Below are 11912 nucleotides of genomic sequence, written 5' to 3'. Positions count from 1 at the left end.
GCAGCGCTTTTGTTCGCGCTGCTTTAAGTATCTTAAGGGTTAGAGCAAGTGGCTCTAACCCAATTATTTCCAAAGCATGAGATGGCCTGGTTTCTTTATCTGCTTCGAACCAACAACGATCATATTTATACTGGCATCAGCACTGATCCTGCACGCCGTCTGCGCCAGCACAATGGTGAGATCAGCGGGGGTGCCAAAGCCTTACGGGGCCGACGGCCATTGCAGTTGTTGTACCAGGAGCCCTATCCTTGTCGCAGCAGTGCCAGCAAAGCGGAATATCAATTTAAGCAATTGAGCAAACAACAAAAAGAAGCCTTTATTCGCCTAAAGGCGGATGGAGCTCCGCCCCGTTCCCCGCTAGAATAACTCTTTTCCCCTGCACTAAGGAGCTGGCCTGCAGATGCCTGTGTTGCCACTGGACAACTACGCCCTGATCCTCGGTTATCTGGCCATCGGCCTGCTGCTGCGACTGGTGCCTGCCATGCCGGCTGACAGCGCGCGAGCCCTGAATGCTTATGTGCTGAATGTCGCTTTGCCTGCACTGGTGTTGTTGAAAATCCCCGAGCTGCAGTTTTCCGCCCAACTCTGGCTGCCGGTATTAACGCCCTGGTTGTTGCTAGTGCTGGTGGCAGGCTTGACATTGCTGGTGGGACATTGGCTGAGCTGGAGTCGGGATACCAAGGTCGCCCTGTTGATCGTGTTGCCGCTTGGCAATACCTCTTTTCTTGGCTTTCCGATGGTGGAAGCCTTTTGGGGCAGTGATCGCATGCCGGTCGCCATTATTTACGATCAGCTCGGATCTTTTATTGCACTGGCTACCTACTCCACCATTCTGGCCAGTCTGTACGGCCAACAGCAACAATCAGCAAGTATGAAAGCTATTGCGCGCAAAGTACTCAGCTCACCGCCTCTCTTGGCCTTGCTGCTGGCACTGATGCTACGCAACAGCAGCTATCCGGCGCTGGCAAGTCAATTACTCAACAATGTTGCAGCCACCCTGGTGCCAGTGGTGATGATCGCGGTTGGCTTTAGCCTGCGCTTTCGTCTGCAAGCCAGTGAACTAAAGCCGCTTGGCTTCGGTTTGCTGGTGACACTGGTTCTGATGCCCCTGATGGCTTATGCTATAGCCAGTAGCAGCTCCGTTGATGCCAGTTTGCGGCAAACGGTGGTTTTTATGGCAGCGATGCCACCGATGATCTCCGCCGGCGCCATCGCCATTATGGCCGGGCTGGCACCCCGTCTGGTCAGTGCCCTGGTCGGCTTTGGTGTGCTGCTGAGTTTTCTGACCTTACCAGTGGTGTTCTGGTTACTAAATTAACAGTTTTTAAAGGGAATCTATGCTGGAATCGACCCTCACCTGGTTGCAACCGCATCTTGAAAGCCTGGTAAGCCCTGCCACCTGGTGGCAAGTGGTGGTACTGGCGCTGGCAGCAGTGGCCGCCTCTTTGTTCAACCGGCGTATCCAGACACTGCTGGAAACGCAGGCATCGGCCAACCAGCAAGGTTTTCGCCATATTGCAGTACGCAGTTTGCAGCGCCTGCTCTGGCCGTTAACCGCACTTGCGGTGGTACTACCAGCCAAAGCCGTATTGGATTGGTACGAGCTGCCCTTACAACTGCTGGGCGTTGCCGTGCCCATTCTCTGGGCGCTGGCGCTGATCCGTTTTAGCATCTATTTACTGCGCAAAGCCTTTACTATTAATCCACTGCTGAAGTCTTCTGAAAGCGCCCTGTCGGTATTGATCTGGTTGGGTGTAGTCCTGCACCTACTGGGCTGGCTGCCAACAGTGCTGGGCTTTTTGGACAGCATGGCGCTTAATCTGGGCGAGAACCGCATTTCAGTCTTATCCGTGATAAAGCTGTTACTGCTGGTTGCTCTGGCATTTACCCTGGCTATCTGGTTGTCGGAGCTTATCAGCCGACAATTGCAACGCTCGGCCAATATCTCTCCCAGCATGCGGGTTGGCTTTAACAAATTCAGTAAGTTTATTCTGCTTACTTTGGCATTTTTAATCGCGCTGAATGCCGTTGGCATTAACTTAAGTTCACTGGCTATCTTTGGCGGTGCGCTTGGTGTCGGTTTGGGCTTTGGTTTGCAGCGTATTGCCTCGAATTTTATCAGCGGCTTTATTCTGGTACTGGATCGTTCCATTAAACCCGGTGATGTTATTACCGTGGGGGATAAATTTGGCTGGGTCGAGGCGTTAAATTCCCGCTATGTGGTGGTGCGTAACCGTGAAGGGGTCGATACGCTGATCCCGAATGAAAACCTGATTACCTCGGAAGTGATCAACTGGAGCTATGCCGATCGCAATGTGCGGGTTGTGATCCCGGTGCAAATCAGTTACGACGATGATCCAGAGCAGGCCATGGCACTGATGCTGGAGTGCGCCAAAGCTTCATCCCGAATTTTGACCGAGCCAGCCCCTTCGGTGCGCTTGATGGAGTTTGCCGACAGTGGCATTGAGCTGCAGCTGCGCGCCTGGATTTCCGATCCGGAAAACGGCACCGGTGGCGTCAAATCGGAAGTCAATTTAGCCATTTGGCGGGCATTTAAGGAACATAACATCACCATTCCCTACCCACAACGCGATTTGCATATCAAGTCGATGCCAGCCGGGCTAAAGCAGAACAGCTGACACCGATCCCCAAAAAACTAAGGGCGCCGAATGCGCCCTTACTTTTACACCAATTTAATTTTTGCAAATTTTCGCTTGCCCACCTGGTAGATGGCTTCGTTGCCTTTGCTGATCTCCAGCTTGCTGTCGTCGATCTTGTCATCGCCGTTGCGCTTCACTGCACCCTGCTTGATCATCCGTATAGCCTCAGACGTACTGGCCACCAGGCCAGCTTCTTTAAGCAGATTGGCAATCGGCATGGCGTCGCCCTCACAGCTTAGCTGCAGCTCTGGAATATCATCCGGCAGGGCATTTTTGGAAAAACGCTGAATAAAGTCCTGCTCTGCGGCATCAGCGGCAGCTGCATCATGAAAACGGGCAATGATTTCTTTCGCCAGTTCAATTTTCACATCGCGCGGGTTGCCTCCATCAGCAATGCGCTGCTTTAGTGCTTCAATGTCGCTCAGCGGCCGGAAGCTCAGCAGCTCGAAGTAGCGCCACATCAGCTCATCGGAAACCGACATGATTTTGCCAAACATCTCGTTGGGCGCATCGGTAATGCCAACGTAGTTGCCCAGCGATTTCGACATCTTCTGCACGCCATCCAGACCTTCCAGCAGTGGCACCATCATCACGGTTTGTGGCCGCTGCCCGGCTTCTTTTTGCAGCTCACGGCCCATCAGCAGGTTAAAGCGCTGATCGGTACCGCCCATCTCGACATCGGCTTCCAGCGCCACCGAATCCCAGCCTTGTACCAGCGGGTACAGAAACTCATGGATCGCAATCGACTGATTGTTGGCAAAGCGCTTTTTAAAGTCATCGCGCTCCAGCATCCGGGCCACTGTTTGCTGTGAGGCCAGCCGGATTAAACCAGCGGCACCTAACTCCCCCATCCATTCAGAGTTAAAAGCGATACGGGTTTTGGCCGGGTCCAGAATTTTAAACACCTGCTCTTTGTAAGTTTCGGCGTTGGTCAGCACATCTTCCCGGCTCAGTGGCTTGCGGGTGACATTTTTGCCGCTGGGATCACCGATCATGCCGGTAAAATCACCGATCAGGAAAATCACTTCATGACCATACTGCTGGAAGGTGCGCAGCTTGTTAATCAGCACGGTATGGCCCAGATGCAAATCTGGCGCTGTAGGATCAAAACCTGCTTTAATTTTCAATGGCTTGCCTTGCTTTAGCTTGGCAATCAGCTCGTCTTCCAGCAAAATCTCTTCGCAGCCGCGTTTTAACTCAGCAAACGCCTGCTCCCAGTTGGTCATGGTGTTCTCCAAAAAAGTAATCATCGTTGTCAGGATCGGTTATTTTAACTGATGCGGCTGGCATTGGAAATTGCACAATACTGGTAACAGTGAAAAAAAAGCGTTATGCTGCTAATTTAAGCAGTAATCAGATCCTTATCTATGCAAACACTGGTGTCACGTCTTCCACTCGCTCATCGCCTGTTCATTGTGGGTTTGATCCTGCTGTCTGTGCTGGTGATCCTGCTACCAACAGAGACAACAGGTTCAAAACAAAGCAGTAGCGAGGTCGCAGAACTTAACGAGCTTTATATCCCTGAATTGTTACCCTTGGATACCAGTCTGTCAGCAGCAACCGATGTGCCTCCACTCTTAGAGCCGGTGCCTGAAACATTGCCTGAGCCTGAGCTGGCATGGCATAGCATCACGGTCCAAAGTGGCGATGCCCTATCCAACCTGTTTCGCCGCGCCAATGTCAGCCAGCAAACCATGCTGGCCATTCTGGCACTGGGCGATAGCACCCGTACCCTGACCCGCTTATTTCCCGGTGAAACACTGGAGTTTGGCTTAGATGAAACGGGCCAGCTGCAAGAGCTGCGTTATGCCATTAACCGGCTGGAATCGCTGCTGGTCTATCGTAATGACGAAGGACGGTTTCAAGCTGAACAACAGCGCCGTACTGTTGAAGCACGCACCGAATACGCCGCTGCCACTATTCAATCCAGCTTTTGGCATGCTGGCCTGAGTGCCGGCCTTAGTAACAACCAAATCATGGCGCTGGCCAGTATCTTTGGCTGGGATATCGACTTTGCACTGGATATACGGGCTGGTGACAGCTTTACCGTTTTGTTTGAGCGCAACTACAGCGAGGATGAGTTTATTGGACATGGTGCTATTCTTGCCGCTCAATTCAGCAATCAGGGCCGGGTGATTCAGGCGGTACGCCACAGCGATGGCCACTATTACAAACCCGATGGCACCAGCATGCGGCAGGCTTTTTTGCGTGCGCCGGTCGAGTTTACCCGCATCAGCTCCAACTTCAATCCTCGCCGACAGCACCCGGTCACCGGTCGGGTAGCGCCGCATAATGGCATTGATTATGTTGCTCCGGTTGGCACCCCTATTATGGCCACCGGTGATGGCCGGGTAACGGCTTCTACCTACAACAATCTGAACGGCAACTATGTGTTTATCCAACACGGCAACAACATCATTACCAAGTACCTGCATCTGTCCCGCCGTCAGGTCAAGGTGGGCGATCGGGTCCGGCAGGGCCAGGTGATTGGCCGGCTGGGTGCTACCGGCCGGGTTACTGGCCCGCATCTGCATTACGAGTTTGTGGTCAATGGCGTGCACCGCAATCCAAGAACAGTACAACTCCCCCTGGCTCAGGCTTTAACTGGTGCTGATAAAGCCAGTTTTATCGCCAAAGCCAGCGAAGTGCTGGCAGAACTGCAGAGCCAACAGCAGCAGTTGCTGGCAGCTGTGCCTTAAATGCTGCCAGTACTTAGCGTTGAGCGCTTCCCCCTCTCAAAACTTGTTAATGCCGCAAATCCTGCTAGTATATGGCTGCTTTATGGTTACTGAAGCAATTTATTCCGCTATTGCATGACACAAGGAAGCATGATGGCAACTCAACATTTTACTTTTACCTCAACCTTACAAATTCATATCGCCCCCCATGAGCAAGAGATTTATGCTGATAAAGGCGAAGCTATTACCTTTGAACTGGCCAATAAAAGTGGTTTAAAGCTACTGGACTGGGGCTTGTATTTTAACAACCCGTTTGAGCCGGAGCGCTCCACGCGCTATTCATTTGGGGCCAAGAGCTGTGCCGAGCATTTGTACCGGGCAGAAAAGCGGGTAGCACAAGATAGCACTACCGTTAAGGTTCCTATGTACAACGCCTACGCACTGTATCTGGTTGCAGAGCTGAAAGATGGTAAGCAACAGCTGTTCCAGTTGGATCCGGAAATTATCATCAATGATGGTGATGTAGATAGCTAACCAACTGACCACTTTTCATTTCAATCCCAACTCACTGAACTCAGGCTCATTCAACAACGATACCAATGGATAGCCTGAGTCCAGCGCTTGCTGCAACCAGCGCTTTGCTCTTTCATTATTACCACAAACTACAGCCTGTTGCGCCGCCAGCACAAACTGCCTGCTATCAGGCAGATCAGGCAACCCCAGCATAATCTGTTCCGATCTCTCACAGTCTCCGACTTTTGCCAGGTATACCGCCAACCTTAGTTGAAGCAAGGTATTATTTGGTGCCAACTCCAACCGCTCACGCAATAGCTTTATCGCTTGTTGGTAGGCTTGTTCAGCCAGCGATTGCTGTTGGCTATGCCGATAACTATCCGCCAGGTTAGCCCAAAGCAAGTAGTTTGCGGGGTCTAATTCAACCGCTTGCTGAAAAGCCTGCACCGCTTCTTCATATTTATATTGATAAAATAAAGCCGTTGCTACATTGGAATAATTGCTGGCAACGGGTGAAAGCTTTAATGCTTGAAGGAAAGCATAATGGGCTTCGCTGTACTGAGCACGATTGAATTGGATAGCCCCTAACATCCCCCATACTGAGGCATTCTCTGGGGCCCACTCCGATAACTTACGATAAGCCTGTTCTGCTTTGTCCAACTGGCTGGTCTGTAAATAAAAGGTGGCAAGATAGTTCAGTACAAACCAGCTGTGATGCTGTTCTAAAGCATTCAAAAAAGCCTGCTCCGCAAGTTCCAAGCGGCCTTGCCTTCGATAAGTATCTGCCAGGCCAAAGTAAGCCTCTGTTTGATTTGGCTCTCTTTGCAACACTTGGTGAAACATTGTGATCGCCTCATCAAAATCCGACTGCTGGACAGCCAGTTGGCCAAATAAAACAGGCAAATGGGGATCTGTTGGATAACGCAGCTGCAAACTATTCAGTGTATGTTGAACCCGCTCCAACCGGTGCAAGGTATCGCGCGGAGCAACCCAAAGCGAGGCCCGAATCAGTGCCACTTCCGCGGCAGGAAAATCTGGTTGTAAGGCAATAGCCTGTTCCAGGGCTTCGATTCCGGCCAGTAAGCTTGGAGCAGAATTATCGCGGTACATATAGCCAAGGCCAAGCAAGTAGCTGCGATAAACCTCTTCCTCTTGAACTATCTCAGTTGCCAGTGTTGTAGCTGAAGCAGCGGTTTTGGTGCCTAGCAAATCCGATGCCGCCTGACGAAGACGGATGCTATTGCTCGCCCAATCGGTAGCAGATAACGCCAATTCTTTCGTCCGTATCCGCTGCCCATCCTTAGCATCCAGCAACGCTAACTCCAATGCAAGCTGTTGAGAAGGTTCCTCCCATTGCATGCTGCCAAGCAGAATACGCTCAGCACCAAAATACTGGTGCAACTGTACTACAGTCAAGTCCTGATACCGCCTTAGCTCAACCGGTGGGACAACCCATTTGGCACCATGGTTTTGCTGCAATGCAGCAAGATCATAACTCAGACTAAACCCCAACCCTCGCCCCAATAGCGTAAGCTCTGGGTCATCCGACACGACGTGAAATGGCATCACAGCGAGCACCTTGCCTTCGGCTAACAGTGTTCGCTTATTCAGGCTCCCATAACCAAACCAAAGTAGTGGTATCAGTGCACACAAAACAAGCCCAAGCACCATAGGCTGCTGGTACCAGAGTACTCGATGGGGTTGTGGCTTATTCAACTTCCGTATGCTGCGCTCAAGTTGTTCGACAAGCAGCTGCATAGAATCCGGCCGCAGCTCTGGGCTTACCGACAAACATTGACGAATCAATCGCTGCACCGGGGCAGGCACCTGCGTCTGCGCCCATGCTGGGGCGGGTCGAGTCATCCCTTCCGTCACAGCGGCTGCAGTAGCAATGGCATCATTAGCAGCAAAAGGATGCTGCTGGTAACACAGCTCATACAGCAGCACGCCAAAACTGAATACTTCGGATGCTGTGGAGGCAGCTTCGCCCTGCAACAGTTCTGGAGCCAACCAGCCGACGCTATTCTGTAACGCGGTAGTCTGAGTTACATCCAGCCCGGCATTGGCTTCCAGCGGCTGGTCAGTCAGCACGGCTCGCAGTACGCTCAGCTCGCGGCTGCCCATACCAAAATCAACCAGCTTAACCTGATGATCACCGCTAAGAAGTACATTGGATGGCTTTAATGCCCGATGCAACACCCCCGCCTGGTGCGCATAGCTCATCGCACTGGCGATTTGCTTTGCAATAGCCAGTCGCTCAATCAAATCATAGCGATTTTCTGCCAGATAGGCGGCCAGGTTTTTACCTTCAACCCACTCGGTAGCAATATAAGACTGGCTCTCTGCACTGCCCATTGCATCAACAGAGGCAATCCCTGGATGCTTCAGAGCAGCAACAGCGGCCGCAGCTTCAAACAGCTCGGCACAAGACGCAGCATTGCACTGCAATACTTTAAGCGCCACCACTCGTTGCTGCGTTGCATCATAAGCTTTATAGCAGGTACCGTAACTGCCTGCGCCAACGTCAGAGACGACAGTAAATGGTATGGCTTGTTCAGAGCTGTTGTGCTCAACGACCACGGTTTCCCCACCAGTAAAAAACACTTAATCTGGCTGCAGTATACCCAGAAACAGCAGATGGCACAGCTGTTTCCTGTGCCGATTATACCGGGGAGCTTTATGAATCGGCAGCCGCTACCCAACCAGAGCCAACAGGATACCCGCTGCTACGGCCGAGCCAATTACGCCAGCCACATTCGGCCCCATTGCATGCATCAACAGGAAGTTGTGCGGGTTGGCTTGCAAACCTACTTTGTTCACTACCCTGGCTGCCATCGGCACCGCTGATACGCCGGCAGCGCCTACCAGGGGGTTGATCGGCTGCTTCGACAACTTATTCATGATTTTTGCCATAATCACCCCGGAGCCGGTGCCAATGGCAAAAGCAACCATGCCAAGCACCAAGATCCCCAATGTTTGGGTGGTCAGAAAATGTTCGGCACTTAACCGCGAACCCACTGCCAAACCAAGGAAAATGGTCACGATATTAATCAGCTCGTTTTGCGCAGTCTTGCTCAGTCGATCCACCACCCCGGCTTCACGCATCAGGTTGCCTAAACACAGCATCCCGATCAGCGGAGCAGCCGTTGGTAAAAACAAGATAGTCAGCATCAACAAAATGAGCGGAAACAAGATTTTTTCTTTCTTGCTGACAGTACGCAGCTGCGTCATCTGAATTTCGCGCTCTTTCTGACTGGTCAGCGCTTTCATAATAGGCGGCTGAATTAAAGGCACCAGAGCCATGTATGAGTATGCAGCCACCGCAATGGCCCCCAGCAACTCTGGTGCCAATTGCGATGCCAGGAAGATGGCGGTTGGGCCATCGGCCCCGCCAATGATGGCAATCGCAGCCGCTTCTTTAAAGGTAAAACTCATACCCGGGATCCAGTTCAGTGCAATGGCCCCCAATAAAGTAGCGAAAATACCAAACTGCGCCGCGGCACCTAAAAATAGCATCCGAGGGTAAGCAATCAGTGCACCAAAATCAGTCATAGCACCGACACCAAGGAAAATCAGTAGTGGGAATAAGCCTGTCCCCACCCCAACTTCGTAGAACATATGCAGCAAGCCGCCCACTTCCCCCATACCAGCCAGCGGAATATTGGTCAAAATGGCACCAAAACCAATGGGTAACAACAGCAAGGGTTCAAAGTTTTTGGCAATAGCCAGGTACAACAAGCCAATGCCAACCAACAGCATCACCACTTGACCAGCGGTGAAATTCAATACGCCGGTCGACTGCAATAAGGTTTGAAAAGCATCCATCAAAACATCCTTCAGGCGTAGGTGATTAAAACATCGCCGTTGGTCACAGCATCGCCAGCGCTGACATGGATTTGTTGAATGGTACCATCCACCGCCGCACGCACTTCGGTCTCCATTTTCATCGCTTCCATAATGATCACCACATCGCCCTTCTTCACCTGAGCCCCCTCTTTGGTCACCACCTTCCAGATGTTGCCAGCCAAAGGTGCCGTTAAGGTGCCGCTACCGGTCACAGAAGCGCGGCCTGGAATGTTTTCTTCCACCACCGGCTTGATGCTGCTGAGCTCTCCGCTAGGCGCTACCTCCACTTCATACACCTTGCCATCGACCCGTACGCTGTAGGCGGCAACGCCACCGGTTACCGTCACCGCTGGGCTTGCAGTGCTGCCGGTGTCAGACGGCACTTCCGGGACGGGCTCAAAGGCGGCTGGGTTATTGCGGTTTTTTAAGAATTTCAAACCCACTTGCGGGAACAAAGCATAGGTCAGCACATCATCTACCTGAGCGTCGGCCAGGCTGATGCTTTCTTTTTTAGCGATTTCCTGCAGCTCTTTGCTTAACCGCTCCATCTCCGGTTCCAGCAAATCGGCAGGGCGGCAGGTGATGGCATCGCTGCCGTCCAGTACCCGTTTCTGCAGCTCCGCATCCACTTCGGCAGGGGTAGCACCGTATTCGCCTTTTAACACACCGGCGGTTTCTTTGGTGATGGTTTTGTAACGCTCGCCGGTCAGCACATTGAGCACCGCCTGAGTGCCGACAATCTGTGAGGTTGGGGTAACCAACGGAATAAAACCTAAATCCTCACGGACTTTCGGAATTTCTTTCAGTACGGTATCCAGTTTATCCAGTGCATCCTGCTCTTTGAGCTGGCTTTCCATATTGGTCAGCATCCCACCTGGCACCTGGGCCAGCAAAATACGGGCATCAACGCCTTTTAAGGAACCTTCAAATTTAGCGTATTTCTTCCGCACTTCACGGAAATAAGCGGCAATTTCAGCCAGTAACACCAAATCCAGACCAGTATCGCGCTCGGTGCCTTCGGTAATGGCGACCATGGTTTCTGTCGCGCTATGACCATAGGTCATACTCATTGAGGAAATCGCAGTATCCAGCATATCAATGCCGGCATCGATGGCTTTCTGGTAGGTGGCCGTACTGAGCCCTGTGGTGGCGTGGCATTGCATCGCCAGCGGGATTTTCACCGCTTCTTTGATGCGGGTAATCAGCTCATCGGCTACATAAGGCTTCAGCAAACCCGCCATATCTTTAATACAAATGGAGTGACAGCCCATATCCTCGAGCTGGATCGCCATATCCACCCACATATCGATGGTATGCACCGGACTGACAGTATAAGACATGGTCCCCTGAGCATGGGCATTGGCTTTCACTGCAGCCTGAATGGCGGTTTGCAAGTTACGGATATCGTTCATGGCATCGAAAATGCGGAACACATCCACCCCGTTCTCGACCGCACGATCGACAAAGGCTTCGACCACATCATCGGCATAATGCCGGTAGCCCAGCAAATTCTGGCCGCGCAGCAACATCTGCTGCTTGGTATTGGGCATGGCTTTTTTTAGTGCCCGGATCCGGTGCCAGGGGTCTTCCCCCAGATAACGAATGCAGGCATCGAAAGTAGCTCCTCCCCAAGACTCCATCGACCAGTAGCCGACCTTGTCCAGTTTTTCAGCAATAGGCAGCATGTCTTCCAGACGCATCCGGGTTGCCAACAGGGATTGATGGGCATCTCTGAGTACCAGCTCGGTTAATAACAATGGCTTACTCATAACAGTCCTCTTTTAGTGTTGTTGCTGCCGATGTTGATGAATTGCTGCGGTAATGGCGGCCACCAGTCGGGGAGAGATCGTATCGGATGCCACCACCTCCACGGTTGTCGCTGTGCTTTTTTTCGTTGGGAAGAATCGTCGTACACTGAAACTCATTAGCTGAATAATCACCACCAGCAGGGTCAGGAACACAAAGACGGTTGCCATCCCAATGGCCATAAGTTCCGCTGCCTGCTGCAGCATAGTGCTGACTTCCATGATTTCCCCCTTAGCCAGTATGGTTTGCGCTTATGCGAAGCACAGAGCACAACCTGTTCATCTGTAAAAAATTGTTGCCTGCAGCAGCATTATGCGGATTCTGGTTCGAACCGACAATTCAGCCTTGTGATAACTGCTATAGATACCATGAATCCACAACCATATAAACACTTTTACGTCCAGACATC

Annotated in this window: 10 protein-coding genes; 5 read left to right on the top strand and 5 right to left on the bottom strand. The window is 51.9% G+C overall.

Going from position 1 to position 11912, the window contains the following annotated elements; genetic code table 11:
* The first annotated feature begins 81 nt into the window (after nt 1-81).
* The 3 genes from ABC502_RS16875 to ABC502_RS16865 are packed head-to-tail and all read left to right on the top strand — an operon-like array spanning nt 82 to nt 2639.
* Nucleotides 82-366, top strand: coding sequence for a GIY-YIG nuclease family protein (locus ABC502_RS16875; RefSeq protein WP_345916756.1), 285 nt, complete (start codon nt 82-84; stop codon nt 364-366).
* Between the two features lie 34 nt (nt 367-400).
* On the top strand, nt 401-1318 hold the full coding sequence (locus ABC502_RS16870) for an AEC family transporter (protein WP_345916727.1): 918 nt from the start codon (nt 401-403) through the stop codon (nt 1316-1318).
* A gap of 19 nt (nt 1319-1337) precedes the next feature.
* Nucleotides 1338-2639, top strand: coding sequence for a mechanosensitive ion channel domain-containing protein (locus ABC502_RS16865; RefSeq protein WP_345916726.1), 1302 nt, complete (start codon nt 1338-1340; stop codon nt 2637-2639).
* Between the two features lie 44 nt (nt 2640-2683).
* Here ABC502_RS16865 and tyrS read toward each other — a convergent pair whose 3' ends face one another.
* Nucleotides 2684-3886, bottom strand: coding sequence for a tyrosine--tRNA ligase (gene tyrS, locus ABC502_RS16860; RefSeq protein ID WP_345916725.1), 1203 nt, complete (start codon nt 3884-3886; stop codon nt 2684-2686).
* A gap of 153 nt (nt 3887-4039) precedes the next feature.
* Between tyrS and ABC502_RS16855 the strand changes: the two genes are divergently transcribed.
* The gene (locus ABC502_RS16855) at nt 4040-5359 is read left to right on the top strand and encodes a peptidoglycan DD-metalloendopeptidase family protein (RefSeq protein WP_345916724.1); all 1320 of its coding nucleotides are present in this window, start codon (nt 4040-4042) and stop codon (nt 5357-5359) included.
* A gap of 132 nt (nt 5360-5491) precedes the next feature.
* Nucleotides 5492-5872, top strand: a complete 381-nt coding sequence (locus ABC502_RS16850) for a hypothetical protein (RefSeq protein WP_330088637.1) — start codon at nt 5492-5494, stop codon at nt 5870-5872.
* Nucleotides 5873-5887: 15 nt separating this feature from the next.
* Here the strand turns inward: ABC502_RS16850 and ABC502_RS16845 are convergent, their stop codons facing one another.
* The 4 genes from ABC502_RS16845 to ABC502_RS16830 form a co-directional block, all read right to left on the bottom strand.
* On the bottom strand, nt 5888-8455 hold the full coding sequence (locus ABC502_RS16845) for a protein kinase (RefSeq protein WP_345916723.1): 2568 nt from the start codon (nt 8453-8455) through the stop codon (nt 5888-5890).
* A gap of 90 nt (nt 8456-8545) precedes the next feature.
* Complete coding sequence (locus ABC502_RS16840) at nt 8546-9676, bottom strand: sodium ion-translocating decarboxylase subunit beta (RefSeq protein WP_330088635.1); 1131 nt, start codon at nt 9674-9676, stop codon at nt 8546-8548.
* Nucleotides 9677-9687: 11 nt separating this feature from the next.
* On the bottom strand, nt 9688-11466 hold the full coding sequence (gene oadA / locus ABC502_RS16835; protein WP_345916722.1) for a sodium-extruding oxaloacetate decarboxylase subunit alpha: 1779 nt from the start codon (nt 11464-11466) through the stop codon (nt 9688-9690).
* Between the two features lie 12 nt (nt 11467-11478).
* Complete coding sequence (locus ABC502_RS16830) at nt 11479-11724, bottom strand: OadG family protein (protein ID WP_330088633.1); 246 nt, start codon at nt 11722-11724, stop codon at nt 11479-11481.
* Nucleotides 11725-11912: the final 188 nt, after the last annotated feature.

The sequence above is a fragment of the Alkalimonas sp. NCh-2 genome (genome assembly GCF_039631345.1).
Classification (GTDB): Bacteria; Pseudomonadota; Gammaproteobacteria; order Enterobacterales; family Alteromonadaceae; genus Alkalimonas; species Alkalimonas mucilaginosa.
The sequence above is the reverse complement of the archived record's forward strand: the minus strand, read 5'-3'. Positions and strand labels throughout refer to the sequence as shown.

Excerpts from the sequence above, each read along its gene's own strand:
- ABC502_RS16875 (WP_345916756.1), top strand. The coding sequence starts at position 82 with ATGGCCTGGTTTCTTTATCTGCTTCGAACCAACAACGATCATATTTAT.
- ABC502_RS16870 (WP_345916727.1), top strand. The coding sequence starts at position 401 with ATGCCTGTGTTGCCACTGGACAACTACGCCCTGATCCTCGGTTATCTG.
- ABC502_RS16865 (WP_345916726.1), top strand. The coding sequence starts at position 1,338 with ATGCTGGAATCGACCCTCACCTGGTTGCAACCGCATCTTGAAAGCCTG.
- tyrS (WP_345916725.1), bottom strand. The coding sequence starts at position 3,886 with ATGACCAACTGGGAGCAGGCGTTTGCTGAGTTAAAACGCGGCTGCGAA.
- ABC502_RS16850 (WP_330088637.1), top strand. The coding sequence starts at position 5,492 with ATGGCAACTCAACATTTTACTTTTACCTCAACCTTACAAATTCATATC.
- ABC502_RS16840 (WP_330088635.1), bottom strand. The coding sequence starts at position 9,676 with ATGGATGCTTTTCAAACCTTATTGCAGTCGACCGGCGTATTGAATTTC.
- oadA (WP_345916722.1), bottom strand. The coding sequence starts at position 11,466 with ATGAGTAAGCCATTGTTATTAACCGAGCTGGTACTCAGAGATGCCCAT.
- ABC502_RS16830 (WP_330088633.1), bottom strand. The coding sequence starts at position 11,724 with ATGGAAGTCAGCACTATGCTGCAGCAGGCAGCGGAACTTATGGCCATT.